We start from the raw sequence: 24966 nt of genomic DNA on the forward strand, positions 1-24966 counted from the left end.
GTTCGTCAGGTCGGACAGCGAAAAGCCGCACTTCTGTCCAAACATCTGTGAAACCGATGGCCGGCGCCTGTTCGGGCATTGAGAGTACCCAAATTTTCTGTCAATAGCGCATTGCGATCGGCTGTTTTCGGGTCGGCCCTTGATGTCTTCCGTCGGCCGGACGTGGGGTCCCCGTGCCGCCGACAGAGTGTGGCGCGGGTCACTGTTGACCACCTAATCGGTATCCATTTAATATCGGCGGAAATGAGCCACCGCCGGGGTGGCCGGAAAAGACGGACACTTCCTCAACCGCTCCTTCGCATGCAACTGACGCAGTTTTATGGAGTTCTGGCAAAGGAAAGGCGCTGCCCCAAGGTACGCGCGAGGCGCCGCAACCCGCGAGGATATCGACCCTGAACCCGGCGTGGGGCGCCGTACTTCTCGCGCATCGGCTCCGCAAGGGAATTGCCCGCGCCGAATCGCTCGAAAATGACCATGCCGGGCCCACCCGCACGCGATTTGCGTGAACCATTGATCCTTCGGGGACGCGGAATCCGATTTCCGCCGCGTTCTCTTCTCGTGAAGGGTAATCCGTGTCTTCCCCACGAATCACAGTCACCCATCACCCGGACAAAGGAACACCTTCCGCCCCCCTGTCACTGGCGCAGGAGCGGCTGTGGGTCATGGCGCGCATGGACGGAGACGCCAGCGCCGCCTACAACGAGCCGATGCCCTTCGACATCCGGGGGCCGCTGGACCGGGACCTGCTCATCCAGGCGCTGCACCGGCTCGCGGCCCGGCACGAGGCCCTGCGTACCCGCCTGGTGCCCGCCGGCGGGTCGGCGCTCCAGGTCGTGGATCCGCCGGAGACCGGGTTTCCGGTGACCGTCGAGGATCTGACGGGACTGCCCGACACGGCCGAGCGGTTCGCGCGGATCCGGCAGGAGGTGGAAGGCACCCCGTTCCGCCTGGGCGAGGAGCCCATGGTGCGCGGCTGCCTGGTGACGCTCGAACCGGACCACCACGTACTGCTTCTGATGGCTCATCACATCGTTTTCGACGGCTGGTCCCGTTCCCTGCTGCTGCGCGAGCTGGGCCTGGTGTACACCGCGCTCCAGCAGGGGCGGGACGCGTCGCTGCCGGAACTGACGTGGCAGTACAGCGACTACACCCGCTGGCAGTGGGACTGGATGTCGGGGGAGGAGCCCGCCGCGCACGCCGACTACTGGGCCGCCGCGCTGGCCGACGCCCCGGCCGTGCTCTCCCTGCCCACGGACCGGCCTCGCCCGCCCGAGCAGGTCTTCCACGGCGACCGGCTGCCCGTGACCGTGGACGAGGAACTGACACAGGCTCTGCGCGACCTCGCCGCCGACAACGATGTCTCCCTGTACGCGACCGTTCTGACCGGCTGGTCGGTGCTGTTGTCCCTGCTCTCCGGGCAGGACGACATCGTGGTCGGCGCCCCCACGTCGAACCGCCGACGCGGCGACGTCGAGGGCCTGATCGGCTTCTTCGTCAACACCCTCGCCCTGCGCGCGGACCTGTCCGGCTCGCCCAGCGTCAGCGACGCCCTGAAGCGGGTGAACCAGCGGATCCGTGACGCCCTCGCCCACGTGGACCTGCCCTTCGAACGGGTCGTGGAGCTGGTCAACCCGCCGCGGAGCCCTGCCTACACGGCACTGTTCCAGACCATGTTCGCCTGGGTCCCCTCCATGCGCAGGGAGCTCGAACTCCCGCACGTGAAGGTCGAGTTACGACAGGACGCGGCCCATGTCCCGGCGAAGTTCGACCTGGTCCTGGCCCTGGCCGACGAGGGCCGGCAGCTTACCGGGGAGATCGACTACGCGGTGGCGCTCTTCGACCGGGCGACCGCCGAACGGTACGTACGCCAGTTCCTGCGCGTGCTGCGCCTCATGACCCAACGGCCCCAGGCCGGGATCGCCGACCTGACCCTGCTGGACGAGGACGAGCAGCGCGAACTCCTCGCCACCTTCAGCGCCGGGCCCGCCCCGGCCGTAGCGGCACCGACGGGCCTGCTGGAGCGGTTCGAGGCGCAGGTGCGCGAACGGCCGCGGCAGCCCGCCGTGGTGGCCGACGACGCGGAACTGGACTACGCCACGCTGGACCGCCGGGCCAACCGGCTCGCCGCCGCGCTGATCGCCCGCGGTGCTGGGCCCGACCGCGTGGTGGGCCTGCACGCCGGACGCACGGCCGAACTCGTCGTCGGTGTCCTGGGCATCCTCAAGGCCGGGGCCGCCTACCTGCCCCTCGACCCCGGACAGCCCCCGGAACGGCTCACCGCCATGGTGAGCGACGCCGCACCGGTGGTCGTGCTGACCGACCAGGCGGACGGCGCCGGCGGTGACCTGCAGCGGTGGGAGAACCTGGCGAAGGTGGAGGCCGAGGGAGCGCGCGACGAGGCGCCGGGCGTCGACGCGGACCCCACCCGGCTCGCCTACGTCATCTACACCTCGGGATCGACCGGCCGCCCCAAGGGCGTGGCGGTGACGCACGGCAGCGTCGTCAATCTCTTCGACCACTGGCGTGAACTCATGGGAGACGCCTCCGGTGAGGCGTCATCGGCCTGGTCGAGCATCGGCTTCGACGCGTCGGTCCACGAGCTCCTCATGCCGTTGACCACCGGCGCGGTGCTCCACCTGGTTCCCGACGCGCTGCGGGGCGATCCCGGAGCGCTGATGGGCTGGCTGCGCGAACGCGAGATCACCCAGGCGTTCCTGCCACCGTCCTACGTCCTGTGGATCGACGAGGATCCGGCCACGCGACTGGCCGGGCTGAGCCTGCGTCAGCTCCTCACCGGAGTGGAGTCCCTGCCCGAGAGCGCCTTGCACCGCATGCGCGAGGCGCTGCCAGGCCTGCGCGTCTGCTTCGGCTACGGCCCGACCGAGGCGACGCTCTACTCCACCGCCTACACCGACCCGCAGCCGTACGAGCGGTCGTGCCCCATCGGACGGCCGCTGCGCGGCACACGCCTGTACCTGCTCGACGACCGTATGCGCCCGGTACCGGTGGGGGTTCCCGGTGAGGTCTACCTCGGCGGAGCGAGCCTGGCCCGCGGATACCTGAACCGGGCCGACCTCACCGACGAGCTTTTCCTGCCCGACCCGTTCGTGACGGGCGAACGCGTCTACCGCACCGGCGACCTGGCGCGCTGGCTGCCGGACGGCAACGCCGAGTACGTCGGCCGCCGCGACGACCAGCTCAAGCTGCGCGGCTTCCGCATCGAACCCGGCGAGGTCGAGGCGGCCCTGTTGGCGGTGCCCGGGGTGCGGGAGGCGGTGGTGCTGGCCGACCGCGACACACCGGGCGGCCCCCTCCTGGTCGCCGGGGTGGGATGTGACGCCGAAGCCACCCGGACGGCGTACGAGTGGCGCGCGGCCCTCGAAGACCGCCTGCCGGACTACATGATCCCGGTCGTGGTGGCCGAGTTCCCGCGGCTGCCGTTGAACGGCAACGGCAAGGTGGACCGGGCGGCGGTGCTGCGCGCCGCGGCAGCAGCCCGCTCGGAGCGGGTCAACACCGCCGCGCCCCGCGACCACGTCGAGATGGCGCTGTACCGGATCTGGCGGCGGGTTCTGCTGCACCCGGCCATCGGAATCGGCGACAACTTCTTCGAGCTCGGCGGCACGTCGATCTCGGCGATCAAGATGGCGTCCGCCGTCCAGGAGCAACTCGGCGTGACACTGCCGGTCCGGGACGTCATGCTGCACCCCACCATCGAGGCGCTCGCCGAGCGGGTGCGCGGCAACGGCGCCGAGGCCTCGCCGTCCGCCGAGCCCAGCAGCCTGGTGGAGTTCCGCGCCGGCAACGGCGGACAGCGCGTGGTGTGCGTGCATCCCGCCGGCGGCACGGCGTTCTGCTACCTGCCGCTGTCCACGGAACTGCCCGACGACGTCGGGGTGGTGGGACTTCAGGCGCCCGGCATCAACCCCGGCGAGTCCACCCTGCCCGGTGTCGAGGCGATGGCCCAGGAGTATCTGCGGCTCGTCGACCCCCACCCGGACGAGGCACTGGTGCTGTGCGGGCTGTCCTACGGGGGCCTGATCGCGTACGAGATGGGCCGCCACCTGGTGGCGGCCGGACACGAGAGGGTGAGCGTGGTCCTGCTCGACACCCATGGCGCGCAGGACGAGGGGCAGCGTGCTGCGATCGCGCCGGTCGGCATGGCGGAGTTCCGGGAGAAGCTGGTGCGCTTCAACGGCATGTACCCGGGTATCGACGACGACCAGGTGGCCCGCTACCTGACCGTGTACAACCACCACCGGGAGACGGCGCGCGACTACGCCGTACCCGAATCGCCGGCCCGTGTCGTGCTGATGCAGGCGACGGCCGTGGAGGACGAGGACGGCGGGGACGGCGGGGGCGCAGCCGCCCGCCTGCGCGCTTTCTGGCGGCACCGCGTCCGCGGTCCCTTCGTGGTCGAGCCGGTGGCCTGCGGTCACTGGGACATGTTGGAGAGCGACGAACTGCCACGCGTCGCCGCCGTCCTCGCCGCCGAACTGGACCGGCCGGCAGCCGCGCCGGGTGGCACCGGGACGGCGCGCACGACACTTTCCGGCACGTCGGAGGCACGATGAAACCGCGCGTCGAAACCTCCTCCGCCGACGTGGCCGAGAACCCGGGCGATCCGGTCGGGCTCGCCCTCGCGATACACCGTCAGGCCCTGCGCTCCCCACAGGCGGAGGCGGTCGCCGACGGCGACGTGCGGCTCGACTACGCGACACTGAACGCGGCGGCCGCCGCCGTCGCGCAGGCCCTGGGCCGCCAGGGCGTGACTCCCGGGCAGGCCGTGGCGGTGGCGCTGCCGCGCTCGTGGCGGCTGGTCTGCGTGATGCTGGGCATTCTGCGGCTGGGCGCCCAAGTGGTCCCGCTGGACACCCAGAGTCCCGCCGAACGCCGCCTCTTCATCCTGCGGGACTCCGGAGCGGCCGCCCTGGTGCACGCCGTCCCCGAGAGCGGCGCCGAGCCTCCGCCCGGCGTCAAGGCGCTGGCCGTGGACGCTCTGCTGCCCGAACTCCCGTACGCGGCCGCCGCCGTGCAGGATCCGGCCGAAGCCGACGAGGTGTCCTTCCTGTTCTACACCTCCGGAACGACCGGACGGCCCAAGGGCGTCGAGGTCCGCGACGCCGGAGTCATGCGGCTGGCCCGACCCGGCTACATCCGTGTCGAGCCAGGCCTGCGCTATGCCTGTCTGGCGAATCCGGCGTTCGACGCGCTGAGCTTCGAGGTCTGGGCGCCCCTGCTGACCGGTGGTTGCTGCGTGGTCCTGCGCGACGGGGACGTGCAGAGCCCCGAGCGGCTCGCCGCGGCACTGCGGCGCGAGCGCGTGGACACCGTCTTCATCACCACCGCGCTGTTCAACGCGACGGTCACGGCCGTGCCGGACTGCTTCGCCGCGGCCGGCGAGGTTCTGGTGGGCGGTGAGCAGCTCGACCCCCGGGTGATGCGCCGCTGGTACCGGGACAACGCCGGCGGCGACACCCGTCTGTTCAACATCTACGGGCCGACGGAGTCCAGCACCTTCGCCCTGTGCCATCCGATCCCGCGGGACTTCGACGGTGACGTGGTGCCGATCGGCCGGCCCCTGCCGGGGACCGACGCCGTCCTGGTGGTGCCGGGCCAGGAGAGGCTCGCCGCGCCCGGTGAGGTCGCCGAACTCCTGCTGAGCGGCGCCGGACTCGCGGCCGGGTACCGCAACCTCCCCGAGGAGACCGAGCGGCGCTTCGTGCGGCTCGCCTGGCTCGACGGCGGCAAGGAGCGGTACTACCGCACCGGTGACCTCGTACGGGCCGACGACGAGGACCGGGTGGAGTACGTCGGACGAACCGACCGCCAGGTCAAGGTCCGTGGTTTCCGGATCGAGCCCGGCGAGGTGGAACGGCATGTTCTCGCCCACCCGGCGGTCCGGCGGGCCCACGTGTGCACCCGGCGCGCGGGCCAGGAGGGCCCGAACGAACTGCTGGCGTTCGTCGTCCTGCAACAGGAGCTGTCCTACGAGGAGTTCGACAGCCACCTCGCGGCCCACCTGCCCGCCTACATGCGCCCGCACCAGATCCATCTCGTGGCGGAGCTGCCGCTCAACGCCAACGGCAAGGTCGACCAGGCCGCGCTGCTGCGGCAGGCCGGCCGGCCCTGGCGGCCGGCCGCCTCCGACGGACCGGCCCCGACGGAGACGGAGCGCGAGGTCATCGAGCTGGCCGAGGAGATCCTGGGCACCACCGGTATCGGGCTCGGTGACCGGTGGATCGCCGCCGGCGGCGACTCGTTGAAGGCGCTGCGGTTCTGCTTCGCCGTCCGGCAGCGGTGGGGCCGCGACCTGACACAGGCGGCCGTCCTGCACGGCGACCTGGCCGCGATCACCCGGGCCGTCACCACGGCCGGCCCCGGCGGGGCAGGCGCCTGTCCGGCACCGGTGGTCGCGGGTGCCCGCTCGGCGTCCGCGACGAGCGAGCAGCAGCGGCTGTGGCTCCTGCAGCGCCGCGCGCCGGGCTCCCGGGCGTACTCCGTCAACCAGGCCTTCCGCGTCGACGGGCCCGTCGACACCGCTGCCCTCCGGCGGGCACTGCGGACCCTGGTGGCACGCCACGCGGCACTGCGGACGGGCTTCGCCCTCGGGCGGCAGGGACTGCGGCAGACAGTCGGTGAACCGTACGACCCCTGGCACGAGCCGGGCGCGCAGCAGGCATGGGACGAGGAAGAGGCGCGACGCTTCGCCGACACCTTCTTCACCGAGCCCTTCGACCTCGCCGTGCCCCGGATGCTCCGGGCCTGCTGGCTGCCCCGTGCCGGCGGCGGCACGCTTCTGCTGCACCTGCACCACATCGCCGTCGACGGCTGGTCGCTGAGCATCCTGCTGCGGGACCTGTCCGCCGACTACGCCACGGCCATCGAAGCCGATGCCGATGCCGGAGCCGAAACCGGAGTTGATGCCGATGCCGATGCCGATGCCGATGCCGATGCCAAGGCCGATGCCAAGGCCGATGCCAAGGCCGATGCCAAGGCCGGAGCCGGAGCCGGAGCCGGAGCCGGAGTCGATGCCGAAGCCGATGCCGATGCCGATGCCGAAGCCGAGGCCATTGCCGAAACCAACGCCGAAACCGGTCGGGACACGGCCCCGGCGCCGACCCCACTGGACTTCGCCGCCTGGCAGAGCGGCTGGTTCGCGAGCGCGGCCTACCAGGCACAGCGCGACGAACTCCTGGCCTATTACCAGGCCTTGGCGGAGCCCCGGGAACCGCTGCCCGCCCAGGACGCGGACCCGGCACCGCGGGCGCGGCTGCTGCACACGTCGCTCGACGTGGTGCGCCGGGCCCAGGTGGACCGGCTCTGCGCCGAGTTCGGGCTGACCCGCTTCCAGGTGCTGCTGTGCGTGTTCTCCTGGAGTCTGTACGGCGTGACCGGCCTGGTCCGCCCGCGTGTCGCCGCCCCGGTCGCCAACCGCCCGGTACGCGAGTTCGCGGACAGCGTGGGCATGATGGCCAACACCGTGCTGCTGCCGGTGGCCGTGGTGCCCGGTGAGGACCTGCGCTCGCACCTCGCCCGGGCCGGGACCGGCACGGGGCAGGTGCTGCGGCGCCAGGACGTGGCGCTCGCGGACGTCCTGACCGGCTGGGAGGCCGTCGGCGACGACACCCCGTTCGATCTCCTGTTCGTCCTGGAGAACACCGACTTCGGGGCGCTGCGGCTGCCCGGCTGCGTCCAGCGCCCCCTGTGGTGGGCCGCGCCGGAGGCCAAGTGCCCGCTGACGGTCTCCGTGGTCGAGCATCCCGACGGACTCGACGTGCTGTGGGAGTACGCCGAGGACCGGTTCACCGGTGAGGCCGTCGAGGCGATGGCCGAACTGTTCCGGCGGGGCGTGGACGCGCTCGCATCCGGTGGCCGCTCCACCGCGCGGGAGCTGGTCGCGCCGTACCGGCGGTCCCTGCCGGAGCACGGGCGCGGACCTGCCCCGGAACCGGGCTTCACCACGATCGCCGAGGGCTTCGCACGGCAGGTCGCCCTAACCCCGGACGCTCCCGCGTTGATCACGGCCGACGGGAGCACCCTGAGCTACGCGGCGCTCGACTCCCGCGCCGCGAGCCTCGCCGCGGAACTGGCCGACCGTTACCCGATCCCGGCCGACGGCAGCCCCTGCCGGGCGGCCCTGTACCTGGACCCGTCCGCCGAGCACGTGGTGGCCCTGCTGGCACTGGCGCGGCTGAACGTCACCGCCGTCCCTCTCGACCCCTCCTACCCGGTCGAAGCGCTGCGCCGCGTCCTGGAGCGGGTCGACCCGCTGTGCGTCCTGGCCACGCCCGGCGGCACGGCGGCGCTGGAGGCGCTGCTCCCGGACGGCGTGGTGTCCCACCTCGTCGCCCTGGCGGACCCGGCGCCGAGGGAAGGTCACGGCGCGGGCGCGCCGTACGACGGCCGCACGCACGAGGGCCGCACGTACGACGGCCGCACGCACGAGGGCCGCACGTACGACGGCCGCACGCACGACGGCGCCCGACCGCTGTACACCCTGTTCACCTCCGGCTCCACCGGCGTCCCCAAAGGCGTCCAGATCCACGACCGCACGTTGTGCGACCTGATCCGGTGGCAGTCCGGCCCCGGCGGCCTGACCGCCCCGGCGGCCACCCAGCAGTTCTCGATGCTGGCGTTCGACGTCTCCTTCCAGGAGATCTTCGGGACGCTGTGCACCGGCGGCAGCCTTCAGCTCGTACGCCCCGAGTGGCGCCAGGACGTCCCCGCGCTTCTGGAACGCCTGGAGTCCGCGGGCACCGAGCGGATCTTCATGCCCTACGTGGCCCTGCAACTGCTCGCCGAGTACGCGGTGCGTCTGGGCAGCTTCCCCTCCCGGCTGCGCGAGGTCGTCACCGCGGGCGAGCAGCTGGTGTGCACCGACACCATCCGTCGCTGGTTCGCCGGACTGCCCGGCGCCCGCCTGTTCAACCACTACGGGCCGACCGAGACACACGTCGTCAGCGCCCTGTGCCTGGAGGGCGACCCGGGGCAGTGGCCCGAGCGGCCCGCCATCGGACGCCCGGTGGCCGGCGCCGACCTGCGCGTGGTGGACGCCCAGGGCGACCCGGTTCCGGCCCGGTGCACCGGTGAGCTGCTGATCGGCGGCACCATGGCGACCCGCTGCTACCTCGACGAACCCGCTCTCGACGAGGCCCGCTTCGTCGAGGTGCCCGGTGCGGGCCTGTTCTACCGCAGCGGCGACCGGGCGTGGTTCGACAGCGAGGGCCTGCTGCACTACGCGGGCCGCGACGACCAGCAGATCAAGGTGAGCGGGCACCGGCTGGAACTCGGCTCCGTCGAAGCGGCCCTGCTGCGCCATCCGGCGGTGGTCAACGCCGTCGTCGCGCGTGACGGCGACCGGCTGACGGCCTGTCTGGAGGTCCGCGGCGAGACCCCGTCCGCCGACGAGCTGAGCGCGCAACTGTCCGCATCGCTGCCCTCCTACGTCCGTGTGGACCGCTTCCGGAGACTGCGGACGCTGCCGCGCACCCCCAGCGGCAAGCTGGACCGGCAGGCGGCGCTCCGGGCACCGGGCGAGGAGATACGCCGTTCGGTCCGCGCCCGCACCGGGCTGTCGGCCGAGGAGCAGCGGCTGACCGCGGCCTTCGAGGAGGTCACGGGGGCGACGATCGAACCGGACCAGACCTTCTTCGAGGCGGGCGCCTCCAGTCTCGCCCTCATGCGCTTCCATCTGCGCTGCACGACGGAACTCGGTCTACGCTTCGGGGTCGCGGACCTGTTCGAGCACGTCACGGTCCGCTCCCTGGCCCGCCACCTCGCCGCCGGCGACCTCACCGGCCCCCGGACACCTGCCGTGCCGGCCGGGGAAGACGGTCGGACCCCGGAGCCCGGCGAACCGATCGCGGTCGTCGGCATGGCGGTGCGGGTGCCCGGCGCCCCGGACCTGGCGGCCTTCTGGGACCTGGTGGTCTCCGGCGGCACCGGTATCCGCCGTGTCGACGCACCGGAGGGCGTCATCGGCGCGCACAGCACCCTCGACGGGCCGCTCGACTTCGACCCGGGCCACTTCGGCATCAGTCCCCAGGAAGCGCGCCTGATGGACCCCCAGCAGCGCCACCTGCTGATGGCCTGCGTGCAGGCACTGGCACACGCCGGGGTCGGGGACACGTCGGCCGCGCGCGTGGGCCTGGTGGCCGGTGCCGGGGAGAACACCTACTTCCGGTCCCTGCTGCGCGAGGCGGACCCCGGCCGGCTGCCCGACGGATTCGAGCTCGCCCTGCACCACGAGAAGGACTTCCTGACCACCAAGGTGGCCTACCACCTCGGGCTGACCGGTCCCGCCTTCAGCGCCCAGACGGCGTGCTCCAGTTCCCTGGTCGCCGTGCACCTCGCGGCCGGCCTGCTCAGGCAGGGCGAGGCCGAGGTGATGCTCGCCGGGGGAGTGCTCGTCGACCCCGGTCTGACCGGCGGCTACCGCTACCGCCCGCAGCACATCTTCTCCGCGGACGGCGACTGCCGCCCCTTCAGCGACGACGCGACGGGGACGGTCGGCGCGAGCGGCGTCGGCGTCGTGGTCCTCAAACCGCTGCGGCGGGCACGGCGCGACGGCGACACCGTCTACGCACTCGTCACCGGCTCCGCGATCAACAACGACGGCGCGGCGAAGATGAGTTACACCGCGCCGTCCCTGGTCGGGCAGCGCGAGGTGATCCGGACCGCCCTGGCCCGCGCCGGACGCACGGGTGCCGACCTCGGCTACGTGGAGGCGCACGGAACCGGAACCCGGCTCGGCGACCCGATCGAAATGGCCGCGCTCCGCCAGGCGTTCGACGTGAGCGAGTCCGGCCGCTGCGCGCTCGGCTCGGTCAAGAGCCAGCTCGGCCACATGGGAGCGGCCGCCGGGGTGGTGGGCCTCGTGCGCGCCGTCCTCGCCGTGCACCACGGGAGCGTCCCGCCCCACCGCAACTTCCGCGCCTTCAACCCGGAGATCGGCCCCGACCCCACCCCCTTCCACGTTCCGGCCCGGGCGACGTCCTGGCCGGGAGGACGCGCACGGGTGGCCGCGGTGAGCAGCTTCGGGATCGGCGGCACCAACGCCCACGTCATCGTGGAACAGGACACCGGGACCGGGACCGGCACCGCCGCGACCGGCGTCGTACCGAAGTGCCTGGTGCTGTCCGCCTCCAGCGTGGAAGCCCTCGCCCTGGACGCCGCCCGGATCGCCGACTACCTCCGGCTGCGGCCCGACCTCTACGACTCCGTGCTGCGCCATCTGCAGAGCGGACGTGCGGCCCGGCGGCTGCGGACCGCGGCGCCCCTCGCGGACGCCGCCGCCGCCGAGCACTGGCTGCGCGCGGTGGCCGCGGGAGAGGTCCCGCACGGCACCGCGGACCCGGACGCCGCGCCGGTCTCCGCCGTCGGCCGCTCGGCCCACGACCTCGCCGGGGACTGGACCGCCGGAAGACCCGTCGACTGGCAACAGGGTCCCGCCCCGGCGCCCTGGGACTTCCCGCCCCCGTCCTTCGCGCTCGCGGAGTACGACTTCGACCGCACCCCCAAGGCCCTGCCCGCGCGACCCCGGCGGCTGCCCCGGGCCGACTGGCTGCACCAGCCGCACTGGGTCCGGCTGCGCCGCGCCGCCGCCGCGGGCACCACCGCACCGGAAAGCCGCGCGCCCCTCGTGGTCGTGGTGGCCGCCGAGAGCACGCCGCAGGCGGCGTTCGCGCCGTTCGAGGCCGTGGCGTCACGCGTGGTACGGGTACACCCGTCCAGTGCCTTCGCCCGCAGGGGGCCCGACGTCTTCGACGCCGACCCGGCCGACCCGGCGTCCCTGCGCCTGCTGTTCGACGCGCTGTCCGGAGCCGGACCCGACGACGCCCTGGCCGACGCGGAGTGGGTACACGCACTGCCGTTGCAGGTGACGGGGCGGGTCGGCCCCGACACGCTGGAACACGCCCGCCACGCCTGCCTGGACACCACGGCGGCCCTGGCCCGGGCACTGTCCGGGCGGACCGGCTCCCCGCGCGTGTGGTGGCTGTCGTACGGCGCCCGGCCCGTGACCGGGACGGTCGACCGGCCCGAACTGGCGCTCCTCGCCGGGCCGGTCGAGGTCGCCCCCCAGGAGGGGGCCCTGGACGGCCACTGGCTGGACCTCCCCGACGGCGACCTCACCCGCTGGGCCACTCACGTGGCCTCGGCCGTCGCCGCAGCACGCCCAGCCGCGCATCCCGGCGGCCCGGCCCTGCCCCGGCAGCTCGCGCTGCGGCAGGGCTACTGGTGGCGACCGGGCACCACGCCCGTACCGGCGCCGTCCGGCACCGGGCCCCTCGTACCGTCCGGTGCGGACACGGTCCACCTGATACTGGGCGGCACGGGCGGCGTAGGCCGCGCCGTCGCCGCCTCGCTGCTGGAGCACACCGGCGGCCGGGTCCTGCTGCTGTCGAGGAATCCGCGGCTGCCGGCGGAACTGACCCGCTGGGCCGACCGCGTCCGCCTCGTCCCCGCGGATCTGGCGGCGCTCCCCGTCGACGAGGTGACGGCGGCCGTCGCCGGGCACACCGCGCGGCTGGACGGCGTGATCCACGCGGCGGGCCTCGGATTCGGGGGGCTGCTCGTCCGACGCGACGGCACGGCGATGCGCGACGCCGCCGCGGCCCGGGAGCGGGGCGCACTCGTCATGGAGCACCTGATCGAGACCTTCCGTCCGGAGACCGCGGTCTACTGCTCCTCGATGTCCGCCCTGCTCGGCGGCGTCGGCCAGAGCGACTACGCGGCCGGCGCGAGCCTCCTCGACGGCTTCGCCCACCACCGCGCCCACGAGACGGAGACGACCGTCCGGATCGGCATCGACTGGGACATCTGGAGCGAGACCGGAATGGCGACCCGGGTCCTGGACACGGACAGCCGCCATCAGGCCCACCTGGCGGTCGGTCTGACCGTCGAGGAGGGCAAGGCGGTCTTCGCCCACGCCCTGGCCCTGCAGCTGCCGCAGCTCCTCGTCTCCACCACCGACATCGATGTCTCCCGCGCGTTCTACACACCCTCCGCGGGCGACCCGGCGGAACCGCTCACCCCACGGCCCGGGCCGGCGCACCGCACGGACGGCGAGGCGGGTGCCCCGGAACCGGACAGCGCCGGGGAACGGGCGGCCGCGATGGCTCGGGTGATTCAGGATCTGCTGGGTGTGGACGAACTGGACCCGGACGACTCGCTGTACGACCTCGGCGCCGACTCGCTGACCCTGATCAGCGTGATCGCCACCATCGAGGAGGACTACGGAGTCGAGTTCGACCTGGCCTCCTTCAGCCACCGGGTCAGCCTCACCGAGATCCTCAAACACATCGAGACGGCCCTCACCTCCGCCGACCCCGCCACCGGCGTGGCCGGGAGCAGCGCCCCCCGGGTCGTCCTCGACATCTGGCAGGAGGGAACCGGCTCGGCGGTCCTGTGCCTGGTGCACCCCGTGGGCGGAGACATCCAGGCCTACCGGTCCCTGGTGGCGGCGCTCGGGCCGGCCCCGACCGTGTGCCTCATCGCCGATCCGGCACTGCGCGACGCCGCGATGCCCGCCTGGTCACTGGCCGAACGCGCCCGTCACTACGACACGGAACTCCGTGACCGCTTCGGCGGCTCCGACCACCGGCTCCACCTGGCCGGGTGGTCCTACGGTGCCCGGGTGGCCATGGAGATGGCCGGCCTGGCGGAGTCGGCCGGGCGGCCGTTGGAGGCGCTCCACCTGCTGGACCCGCCCCCGCCGCGGGCGGACGCGCTGGTCGCCGCCTACGACGAGGCCCACCTCGAGAAGGTGTTCGCCGCCGAACTCGGCACCGGTGCCTCATCGATGCCGGCGGAACACGCGCAGGCGTACGCGGAACGACTGGCCCGCTGCTGCCGGGCGAACCTGCGCAGCCTGGGCGAGCACCGGGTGCGGCCGCTCGCCTTCGTCCCCACGTTCCTGTGGCTGGCCGGACAGCCCACGGCCGGCCTGCCCGCACCCGGCGACCCGCACGAGACGGACCGGCAGTGGAGCGCCTGTCTGCCCCCCTCCGCGGTACGGCGATACCTGCCCACCGACCACTACGGCATCGTGGCGGCACCTCATGTGCACCGGGTGGCCGAGACCATCAGGGCAGCTCTGGCGGCCCCGGCGGCCGGTGCCCGGACCAGCCGCGAGCAGGAATCGGAGCGCGTCCGGTGAACCCCTGGCTCGATCCCGACGCCCTGCGAGGCGGCCGACGGGATCCACGGCAACCCCCGCCCTCGGCCGCGTGATCCTTGCCGAACCGCCCGGCCACGGCCGGTAACCCCACCCCCTCTGGAGGCGTCATGGAGTCATACGAACGCGAAGCACTGGAAGCGGTGACCACGCGTCCGGTGCGCGCCCACCGCACGCTCACGGTCGAACGGATCACCCCCGTCCTCGGTGCGGAGGTCTCGGGCGTCGACCTGTCGCAGGAGATCCCGGCGGAGCAACTCGACGAGATACGCGCGGCGTTCCGCGATCACCACGTCCTCGTCTTCCGCGATCAGACGATCACCGCCGAGGACCACAAGCGTTTCGCCGCCGCCTTCGGTGAGCTGCGTCCCGTCAACCCGCCGCCGCCCGAGGGCGATCCCTGCATCCTGGAGATCCGCACGACGTCGGCCGCGGCGGACGTGGCGGGCAACGGGTGGCACGCCGACGGCACCGCCGACGCCGAACCGTCGTTGGGGTCGATGCTCTACATCACCGAGATCCCCGAGCCGGGCTGCGGCGGCGACACCCTCTTCGCCAACATGCACCTGGCCTACGAGATGCTCTCGCCGGCCATGCGCTCCCTGCTGGACCCGCTCACCGCCATACACGACGGCGCCCAGGCCCTGGCCGGTTACACCCCGCCCGCGGACTACGTCATCCCCAGAAGCGAGCACCCGCTCGTCGCCCGGCACCCCGAGACCGACCGCAAGCTGCTCTACGTCAACAGGGCCTATACCAGCCGCGTTCCGCAGCTCTCCGCCCAGGAGAGCCGGGCCCTGCTCGACATGCTCTTCGACACCATCGCGTGCCGGCCGGTCCTGCACTGCCGTGTCCGCTGGGCCCCGGGCACCCTCGTCTTCTGGGACAACCGGTGCGTCCAGCACCACGCGACGTACGACTACTACCCCTACGCCCGCTACGGCCAGCGCGTCGCCATCAACGGCGGCCCCGTCAAGGGCTGACGGTGCGCCCGGCGGCGGCGTCGTGCCGGGCCCGGCCGACGGCGTGCCGGTGCGCGCGCGATCGCGGAGCCGACGGCGCCGACCCGGTCGAGGTCGGCCTCGGTCGCTGCCCATGCGAGCAGAGATGTGAAGATCGGTTCACATGTGCCGTCGCCCGTCCGCTCCGCATCCGTCGCCCCGTGCCCACCGACGGAAATCCGCCGAACAGGCGCTGAACATGGCCGAGTTGGCGGTCCCGGGACGCCCGGGGGTTTCGCCGGTGCCGGCAGCTCGGTGAACTCGTGTCGTCCGAGGTCACACGGCATGTCTCCGGTCGCCGAGTCCTCCACGGGCGGCTGCCCGTTTGTTGACTCGGCTTCAAATCTTGAGCACAAATTCCACACGGCCCTCTCTTCAGACGGGCATTGATGGTCTAGATTGACCGTGCTTCGCATGCTGGGACACGAGGCGACAAATGATGATCTATGGGTCGGTCGATACAGACGGCCAGTGGCAGCGTGTCCGGTGCCAGACGTGGGGGTGATCAACTCCTGGGGCCCGAGAGGGGCTTCGGGTGCGGGGAGCACCCGAGGTCTCGACCGGCTCCCGCGCACCTCGGGAGCCTGGCACGGCATGCAAGTCCGCCGCGACAAGGGCGGGTTGTTCGAGTAGCGCTGAAGTAGCCGGGATGTCATACGCGGGGGGCGGGGGCCACCCGTGGAAGGAACGGCGCGGCGCGGGGAGCCGGGGGGCTTTCCGGGGGCGGAAGCATACGGGGGGAGGGGGCCTCCCGACGGTGGGAACCGTGTCAGGGCACCATGTCGAACCACTGGGGACCGGGGGGTTTCTGTGCGGCAGGGGGGACTAGTCGGCCCTTTTCCGTCGGCGCGCGAGCGTCTGGCGGACGGGTCAATCAGCAGGCCGGCGATCGAGTGGGAACAGCGGTACCGCCGTACCGTGATCATCAGCGACACCGTGGCCACCGCCTTCGTGGTGGCGGGGATCGGCGAATTCTTCGGGGCCCGGGACGCGGCCAACTGGCACGAGAAGTGGGGGATCCTCGCCTTCGGCACCGAGCTGCTGGTGCTGTCGGCGCTCGCGGTGGGAAGGTCGTGGGCTCCGGCCGTGCTCGGTCAGGGCGCCGAGGAATTCCGCCGGCTCGGACGCTCACTGTTCGCGGCGACCGTCGTACTGGCGCTCGGCGGGATCGCCCTCACCTCGCGCAACATCAAGCTCTGGATCTTCGTCGCGATCCCCGCGATCGCGCTCGTCACCATGACCGCGCGGTATCTGCTCCGCCTCTGTCTGCACAAGCGGCGGAAGGAAGGGCGGTGCCTGAGACCGGTGCTCGCTGCCGGAAGCCCGGCCACCGTGTGCGACCTGATCAGCCGAACCCGCAAGTACCCGCACATCGGCTGGCGGGTGGAGGCGGTGTGCACGACGGACGGTCGCGGGCTCGACGGTGACGAACTGGACGGAGTGCCGGTCGTCGGCCGGCTGTCGGACGTCGCCAAGCATGTCCGCCACGACGGCTACCGTGTCGTCGCGGTGACACCGGACCCGCACTGGACACCGGAACGCCTGCAGCGGCTGGCCTGGAACCTCGAAGGCAGCGATGCCGAGATGGTCGTGGCCCCGGTGCTGATGGAGGTGGCCGGTCCGCGGCTGCACGTCGACGCGGTGCTCGGGATCCCGCTGCTGCGGGTCAGCCTGCCGACCTTCACCGGGGGCCGCCGGGCGATCAAGGAGGTCGTCGACCGGGTGGGCGCGGCGGTCCTGCTGATGCTGTTCGCGCCGCTGATGGTGGTCGCCGCCCTGCTCGTGCTGGTGGACAGCCGGGGCGGGGCCTTCTACCGCCAGCGCAGGGTCGGCAAGAACGGCCGGGAGTTCACGATTCTCAAGTTCCGCACCATGGCCGTAGGGGCCCACCGGGCACGTGCCGAGCTCGCCGACCGCAACGAGGGCGCGGGACTGCTGTTCAAGCTCCGCCGGGACCCGCGGGTGACCCGGGTGGGAGCGGTGCTGCGCCGGTACTCGGTCGACGAACTCCCGCAGCTTTTCAACGTGCTCACCGGAGCGATGTCGCTCGTCGGGCCGCGGCCTCCGTTGCCGGAGGAGTGCGCCGAGTACGGCCCGGACATCCGGCGGCGGCTGCTGGTCAAGCCCGGGCTCACCGGCCTGTGGCAGATCAGCGGACGCAGCGACCTGCCGTGGGAGGAGGCGGTCCGCCTCGACCTGCGGTACGTGGAGGACTGGTCGCTCGCCCTCGACACGGTGATCTTGTGGAAGACGATGCGTGCGGTGCTCCACGGGCAGGGGGCCTACTGATGCGCGGGGGGCTGCGGCTCAAGGGTTCCGCCGACGCGCGGACCGCAGGCCACAAGGGCCTGCCTGGGGGGAGAGACGGGTCATGAGAGTCAGCGTTTTCGGGCTCGGCTACGTGGGCTGCGTGTCAGCCGCGTGCCTGGCCGGCATGGGGCACGAGGTCATCGGGGTGGACGTGAACCAGGTGAAGGTCGACCTGGTCAACGACGGCAAGGCCCCGGTGGTGGAGGAACGTATCGGCGAGCTCATCGCCGAGGTCGTGCGGACCGGAGCGTTGCGCGCCACCTGCGACGTCCGCGAGGCGATCATGGACAGCGAGGTGTCACTGGTCTGCGTGGGTACGCCCTCGGAGCCCAACGGCAGCCTGTGCACCACGTACCTGGAACGGGTCGCCGAGCAGATCGGCGCGGTGCTGGCCGAGGGGGCCGAACAGGGGCGTCGGCACACCGTCGTGTTCCGCAGCACCATGCTCCCGGGCACCTGCCTGAACCTGCTGGTACCGATCCTGGAGAAGAACACCGGCGGCACCGCCGGGGTGGACTTCGGGGTCGCGGTCAACCCGGAGTTCCTGCGCGAGGGCACGAGCGTCCGGGACTTCTTCGACCCGCCCAAGACCGTCATCGGCGAGCTCGACCCGGCGAGCGGCGACACCGTGCTGTCGCTGTACGAGGGCCTGCCCGGCGAGGTGTTCCGGGTACCGGTCCCGACGGCCGAGGCGATCAAGTACGCGGACAACGCCTTCCACGGTCTCAAGATCGGCTTCGCGAACGAGCTGGGCGCGGTGTGCCAGGCGCTCGGGGTGGACTCGCACCAGGTGATGGACGTGTTCCTGGCCGACCGCAAACTGAACATCAGCCCCGCCTACCTGCGGCCCGGCTTCGCCTTCGGCGGCTCCTGCCTGCCCAAGGACCTGCGCAGCCTGGTCCACGCGGCCCAGCGGGCCGACGTCTCGGTCCCCATCCTCGCCCACGTGCTGACCTCCAACTCCGACCATCTGCAGCGCGCGGTGGACCTGGTCGAGCGCACCGGCAGGCGCCGGGTGGGCCTGTTCGGGCTGTCCTTCAAACCCGGCACCGACGACCTCCGCGAAAGCCCGCTCGTCGAGCTGGCGGAGAGGCTCTTCGGCAAGGGATACGACATCAAGATCTACGACGCGAATGTGAGCCTCTCCCGGCTGCTCGGCGCGAACCGCGAGTACATCGAGAGCCGGCTGCCGCACCTCGCGCAGCTGCTCGCGGACTCCGTCGACGAGGTGCTCGAACACGCCGAGGTGTGCCTGGTCGGGACCAGGGACCCGGCCGTGCTGTCGGCGCTGCCCCATGGCGAAGGACCGGTGATCGTCGACCTCATCCGCCTTCCCGACGCGGAGACGCGCCGGACCGAACCGGGGTACATGGGCCTTGCTTGGTAACGCAGTCAGCGGCGACGGTTCCGGCCGGCGCGCGCTGATCCTGGTGGAGAACCTGTCGGTGCCCTTCGACCGGCGGGTGTGGCAGGAGTGCACGACGCTGCGCGACGCGGGCTGGACGGTGCACGTCATCTGTCCGCAGGGGAGCAAACGGGACACGGAGCCGGAGGCGGAGATCGACGGGGTGCGGATCCACCGCTACCCGTTGCGCGCGGCCACCGGAGGGCCGGCCGGTTACCTGAAGGAGTACGGATCGGCGCTGTGGCACACCGCCCGGCTGGCCCGCAAGGTCGGCCCGGTCGACGTGGTCCACGCCTGCAACCCGCCCGACCTGTTGTTCCTGCCCGCCCTGTGGCTGAAGCGGCGCGGCGCACGGTTCGTCTTCGACCAGCACGACCTGGTACCCGAGCTGTACCTCTCCCGGTTCGACCGCGGCGAGGACCTGCTCTACCGCGCCGTGTGCGCACTGGAACGACGGACCTACCGGGCCGCGGACGTGGTCCTCGCCACGAACGAGAGCTACCGGGACGTCGCGGTGCGCCGTGGCGGCCGGCGGCCGGAGGACGTCTTCGTGGTGCGCAGCGCGCCCGCGATCGAACGCTTCCAACCGGTGCCGCCGGAGCCGGAGTTGAAGAACGGCAAGCCTCATCTGCTGTGCTACCTCGGTGTCATGGGCCCTCAGGACGGCGTCGACTACGCCTTGCGGGCCCTTGCCGAGCTCCGCGACGGGCTCGGCCGGACCGACTGGCACGCGGTGTTCGTCGGCTCCGGCGACGCCTTCGACGCGATGGTGGAGCTGTCCCGGCGGCTCGGGCTCGGCGACCAGGTCCAGTTCACCGGGCGCATCCCGGACGAGGAACTGGTGCGCTACCTGTCCACCGCGGATGTCTGCCTTTCCCCCGACCCGCGCAATCCGCTGAACGACGTGTCGACGATGAACAAGGTCCTCGAGTACATGGCGATGGGCCGGCCGATCGTCTCGTTCGACCTGAAGGAGGCGCGCGTCTCCGCCGGAGACGCCGCCGTCTACGCGCCTGCCAACGACGAGGCCGAGTTCGCCGAGCTCATCGCGCTGCTCCTGGACGATCCGGAGAAGCGGACCCGGATGGGCAAGATCGGCCAGGAGCGGGTCAGCGGACCGCTCTCCTGGCAGAACTCGCAAGCGTCGCTGCTCGCCGCCTACGCCGCCGCCTGCCGAGACCACACCCCGGTGCCGGCGGCCGATCCGGTTCGAACAGGGAAGAGGCAGCGCAGTTGAGCGAGGAATCGATACGTCTGGTCACCATCGGACGGATTTTCCGTCGGCGCTGGCGGCTTCTGGCCGTCTTCGCCGTCGTGGGCGCGCTCGTCGGCTATGGCGCCTCGGTGGTGTTTCCGCCGCGGTACACGACGTCGGCGTCGGTCCTGCTGCCCGGGCAGTGGGAGGAGCGCGAGCTGCTGACCCAGGTCGACGTCGCGACCAGTTCGACGGTGGTCGACCGTGCGGCCGCCTCACTCGGCTGGAACGGCGTCAGCGGTGCCGATCTGCGGGACCGCGTGACCGCCACGGCCGCCGACGGGAACATCATCAAGATCTCGGGTACCGCCGAGACCCCCAAGCGCGCGCAGCAGCTCTCCGACCAAGTTGCCCAGCAGTTCGTCAAGTTCGCCGCGCGGATCGTGGGCGGCGGCACCGACTCCGCGGCCGCCACGGAGTCCGAGGCGCTGCGGAAGCAGGTCGAGGAGACCAACCGCCGCATCACCGACCTGGCCGACGCGGCCGATCCGGGACAGACCGTGGAGGGCGTGCAGGCCCGGACGGAGCTGGAGAAGCTGAGCACCTCGCTGGAGGAGGCCATCACGAAGCTGGACGAGGCCGACCCGGCGACCAACAAGGCCGGCATGGTCGTCATGGGCCCGGCGGCCCGGCCGACCGGCGAGGCCCCGCCGACCAGGATCCAGCTCATCGTCGCGGGAGCGCTGCTGTTCTTCCTGCTCGCGGTCATCGGCCACCTCGCCGCCGCACGGATGAATCGCCGACTGCGCACCGAAACGGAGATCGCCGCGGCGCTGGGCTCGACGCTGCTGGGCACCGTCGACGTGCCCGGTGAACGGCGCGGCGCGCAGCGGCCGGACGGCGGTGGCCGACCGGGCTGGATCCGCCGACTCCTCGGCGTCGGCACCCCGTGGGACCTGCCGACCCCGCAGCGGTCCGACGACGAGGCCGGCCGACGGATCCGCTACCGGCGGGTGTGCGCTCGTCTCCGGGACCAACTGTCCTCCCCCCGGCGGCTGCTGGTGGTCGTACCGGACGGTGACGAGATCGCCCGCCGGGCCGCCGGACAGCTCGTCGCCGAGGCCAAGGGCGATCCGCAGCTGCGGGTGGTGGAGGTTTCGGCGGACCGGCCGATCGTCCCGGACCGCGACACCGAGTCCGGTGCCCTGGTCGTCCTCAGCCCGGGCAGCTGGACCGCGGAGGAGCTCGCCGGGATCGCCGAGGCATGTGCGGACGGCAGGCACGAGGTCCTCGGCATCGTCGTCGCCGACCCGGTCCGCGCCCGTGAGACACGGTCTGCCGGCCCACCTCCGGACGACGCCACACTCGCGCTCGCGGTCCGCGGCCAGGCAACGGGAGGTTCAGCGTGACGACGAGCACGACTGCGGAGTCGTCGGCCGCGACTCCGCTTCTCGACCTGCAGGCGCTGGTGGTGGCGGTGCGCAGGCGCCGCCGTCTCTGGTACGCCATGGCGTTTCTCGGCCTGCTGGCCGGCGCCGCGCTGGCGGTCCTGATGCCGCCGTCGCCGACCGCGGTGACCGAAGTGCTGGTCGCGCACGCGGAGGACCAGCCGAACGACACCGGAACCCTGATCCGCACCGACGTCCAGCTGCTGGGCACCACGCAGATCGCCGGCAAGGCCCTGCAGTCCCTCAAGTCCCCGGAGAGACCCGAGGACTTCATGCGGGACTACCGAGGCACCGGGCTGACCAACAACCTGCTGCAGATCACCGTGACAGGCGACAGCGACGCCCAGGCGGTGGCCCGCGCCAAGGCGCTGGCCGACGCGTTCGTCGCCGACCATGTGCAGCGGATGCAGAAGACCGCGCAGGCCGAAGCCCAGGCCCTGCTCGACCAGCGTGACCGTATGCGGGACGAACTCGCCCAGGTCAACAAGGAGATCGGAGGCCAATCGGCGGACAGCGACCCGAAGGTGTCGGCGAGCCTCGAGTCGCTCTTCGCCCGCCGCGCCGAACTCAACTCGCGCATCGCCGACTTCGACGAGCGCGCCGCGGACGCGCGGACCGGCACACCCCAGGTCGTCGCCGGCACGCAGATCGTGGACAACCCGCGCGCGCTGCGGCACTCCCTGCCCAAGGCCCTGGCCACCGACGCCGCGATCGGGCTCGTCCTCGGGCTCGTCCTCGGGCTCGCGCTGGCCGCGGTCGGCACGGTGGTGGCGGACCGCCCGGTGCTGCGCCGGGACATCGCGGCGAACCTCGGCGCCTCGGTCATCGCGGAGCTGCCCCGCCGGAGGGGAAGGCCGTGGCAGCGCCGCCGCACCCGGTTGACCCGCGAACGGCTCACCGCGACCCTGGCCCGCACCACGCTCGGTTCCACGGAACCGGTGTCGCTGCTGGAACTGGGCTGCGCGCGCGGTACGAGCGTGCTCGCCCTGGATCTCGCCAGGACCGTGGCGGCGGAGGGACCGGTGACCGTCATCGACGGTCTGCCCCGCCCGCAGCTCGCGGGCCGCCGCCAGAAGCCGGGAGACCCGAACGTGGTCGGCGGCGAGCGTGCCGCGACCCTGTCGCCTCAGGAGCGCCGGATCGGCGTCGGCTCGGTGGCACCCGGAACGGCCTGGACCGACCTCCGGTACCTCGGCACCCGGACCGTGCTCGTGGTGCGTGCCGGACACGGCAGCGCCGCATGGCTGCACACCGTCGCCCGACAGCTCGCGGACCAGCGCATTCCGGTGATCGGGGTGGTGCTGATCGACCCCGATCCGCGTGACCGGACCGACGGCACCCTGTGGGACGGGCTGGGAACCGCGCTGCGCGGCCGGAGCGAGCGGCCGGCCCGGCAGGCGGGGGCGGCGGCCCAGCGGCGGACGGAGCGGCAGCCGGTGTGGGCCGCCCGGGGCCCGGACAACGACCAGGAGGTGCGGTAGGACATGTGTGGCATCGCAGGCACCTACCGGTGGCCGGACGGAAAGGTCGTGACCGACCGGCTCACCGACACCCTCGCCCACCGCGGTCCGGACGGGGCGGGCAGGTACAGCCACCCCGTACGTGACGGCGAAGTGCACCTCGGGCACCGCCGGCTGGCCATCATCGACCTGTCCGACACCGGCGCCCAGCCGATGGTCTCGGACGGCCTCGTCCTGACCTACAACGGCGAGCTGTACAACGCCCCCGAACTACGTGCCGAACTGGCGGCCACCGGGGTGCGCTTCCGCGGTACCTCCGACACCGAGGTACTCCTGGAGGCCTGGCGGCGCTGGGGCACGGACTGTCTGCCCCGGCTGCGCGGCATGTTCGCGTTCGGCATCTTCGACGAGCGCACCGGTGACCTGGTGCTCGCCCGCGACCAGCTCGGCATCAAGCCGCTGTTCCTGCTCCGGCGCGGCGGGGGCCTGGTGTTCGCCTCCGAGCTCAAGGCGCTCGCCGTCGCGACCGGTCGGTCGCTGGAGGTGGACCACGCGGCGCTGGTGGCCTCGCTGCTGTACTACTGGGTGCCGGACTCACGGTGTGCGTTCCGCGAAGCGGAGAAGCTGCCGCCGGGGAGCTGGCTGAGGTGCCGGCCCGACGGCCGGGTGGAGCGCGGCCGGTTCTGGAACCTGAAGGACGTCGCCGCCGAGGGCCGGGAGCGGGCCCGGGCCGGCGAGCAGCCGGACCTGGCCGCCATCGTCGAGGAGTCGACCCGGCGCCACCTGCTCTCCGACGTCCCCGTGGCGACCTTCCTCTCCGGCGGCCTCGACTCCAGCTACCTGACCGCACTGGCGGCCCGCCACCAGCCGGGGATCTCCGCCTACACGATCGGGTTCCGCGCCGAGGACGCCAGGTTCGAGGCGATGCCGGACGACCTGCGGTACGCCCGGCAGGTGGCCGAGCGGTTCGGCGTCGACCTGCACGAGATCGAGATCGCGCCGAACGTGCTCGACCTGCTGCCGCGGATGACGTACCACCTGGACGAGCCGATCGGCGACCCCGCCGCCATCAACACGTACCTGATCTGCTCGGCCGCGAGAGAGGCCGGGGTGAAGGTGATGCTCTCGGGGATGGGCGCGGACGAGCTGTTCGCCGGCTACCGCAAGCACCTCGCCAACCTGATCGCGCTGCGCTACCAGCGCGTCCCGGGGCCCCTGCGGCGCGGGGTGTCCGCGGCCGTGGACCGGCTGCCGGTCGCCACGGCCCGCCGGGGGTACCGGTCGGTGCGGTTCGCGAAGCGGTTCCTCTCGTTCGCAGGTCTGCCGGAGGAGACCGCCTTCCGGCGCAGCTACACCATGTACGACCAGGACGAGTTGCTCGCCCTGCTCGATCCGGACCTGGCCGGTACGGTCCAGGACGTGCTGACCGAGCACGCGGACGTCTACCAGGACAACGACCTCGACGACTTCGTCAACCGCATGTGCCTCACCGACGCCCGGATGTTCCTGCCGGGCCTGAACCTCACGTACACGGACCGCTCCAGCATGGCCGCCTCGACCGAGGTACGCGTGCCGTACGTGGACGTCGAGGTGGTCAGGGCGGCGTTCGCCGTCCCCGGCGATCGCAAGATCGTCGGACGGCAGGGCAAGGCCGTCCTCAAGGAGGCGGCCACCTCGATCCTGCCCCGGGAGATCGTGTACCGGCCCAAGGGCCTGTTCAGCGCCCCGCTGCGGGCCTGGATGAGCCGGGACCTGGCACCGCTGGTGCGCGAGGTGGTCGACGACGGTGTGCTCGTCAACTCCGGTTTCCTGCGCCGCGACGCGCTGGCGCGCATGGTCGCCGAGGACGCCGCCGGGCAGCGGGACTACTCCAAACATCTGTGGCACGTACTGACCCTCGAGTACTGGTATCGCGACGCGACCTCTGGCTCCGCCCAGAGCACTCGGTCGACGGCTTAGGAATCAGGA

9 protein-coding genes are annotated in these 24966 nt (G+C 72.3%); all 9 read left to right on the forward strand.

The features are described 5' to 3' along the window. Positions 1-572 precede the first annotated feature (572 nt). Positions 573-4574, forward strand: a complete 4002-nt coding sequence (locus tag ACWDGI_RS28435; protein WP_450763679.1) for a non-ribosomal peptide synthetase — start codon at positions 573-575, stop codon at positions 4572-4574. Then, the gene (locus ACWDGI_RS28440) at positions 4571-14161 is read left to right on the forward strand and encodes an amino acid adenylation domain-containing protein (RefSeq protein ID WP_450763681.1); all 9591 of its coding nucleotides are present in this window, start codon (positions 4571-4573) and stop codon (positions 14159-14161) included. The genes ACWDGI_RS28435 and ACWDGI_RS28440 overlap by 4 nt, the downstream gene beginning before the upstream one ends. 128 nt (positions 14162-14289) lie before the next feature. Then, positions 14290-15162, forward strand: coding sequence for a TauD/TfdA dioxygenase family protein (locus tag ACWDGI_RS28445; protein WP_450763683.1), 873 nt, complete (start codon positions 14290-14292; stop codon positions 15160-15162). Between the two features lie 828 nt (positions 15163-15990). Next, positions 15991-17469 (forward strand): sugar transferase, encoded by a 1479-nt coding sequence (locus ACWDGI_RS28450; protein WP_450763685.1) that lies wholly within the window; start codon positions 15991-15993, stop codon positions 17467-17469. Between the two features lie 82 nt (positions 17470-17551). Next, a complete protein-coding gene (locus ACWDGI_RS28455; protein WP_450763687.1) occupies positions 17552-18877 on the forward strand; it encodes a nucleotide sugar dehydrogenase in 1326 nt (441 codons plus the stop codon). Then, positions 18867-20132: a glycosyltransferase family 4 protein gene (locus ACWDGI_RS28460; RefSeq protein WP_450763689.1), complete on the forward strand. Its 1266-nt coding sequence runs from the start codon at positions 18867-18869 to the stop codon at positions 20130-20132. Before ACWDGI_RS28455 ends, ACWDGI_RS28460 begins: the two co-directional genes overlap by 11 nt. Beyond that, positions 20129-21499, forward strand: coding sequence for a YveK family protein (locus tag ACWDGI_RS28465; protein ID WP_450763691.1), 1371 nt, complete (start codon positions 20129-20131; stop codon positions 21497-21499). The genes ACWDGI_RS28460 and ACWDGI_RS28465 overlap by 4 nt, the downstream gene beginning before the upstream one ends. After that, on the forward strand, positions 21496-23019 hold the full coding sequence (locus ACWDGI_RS28470) for a Wzz/FepE/Etk N-terminal domain-containing protein (protein WP_450763693.1): 1524 nt from the start codon (positions 21496-21498) through the stop codon (positions 23017-23019). Before ACWDGI_RS28465 ends, ACWDGI_RS28470 begins: the two co-directional genes overlap by 4 nt. Positions 23020-23022: 3 nt before the next feature. Then, a complete protein-coding gene (asnB, locus tag ACWDGI_RS28475; protein WP_450763695.1) occupies positions 23023-24957 on the forward strand; it encodes an asparagine synthase (glutamine-hydrolyzing) in 1935 nt (644 codons plus the stop codon). Positions 24958-24966 lie beyond the last annotated feature (9 nt).

The sequence above is a fragment of the Streptomyces sp. NPDC001220 genome, assembly GCF_053597895.1.

Coding starts and splice junctions, on each gene's coding strand:
- ACWDGI_RS28440 (WP_450763681.1), top strand. CDS start 4,571: ATGAAACCGCGCGTCGAAACCTCCTCCGCCGACGTGGCCGAGAACCCG.
- ACWDGI_RS28455 (WP_450763687.1), top strand. CDS start 17,552: ATGAGAGTCAGCGTTTTCGGGCTCGGCTACGTGGGCTGCGTGTCAGCC.
- ACWDGI_RS28445 (WP_450763683.1), top strand. CDS start 14,290: ATGGAGTCATACGAACGCGAAGCACTGGAAGCGGTGACCACGCGTCCG.
- asnB (WP_450763695.1), top strand. CDS start 23,023: ATGTGTGGCATCGCAGGCACCTACCGGTGGCCGGACGGAAAGGTCGTG.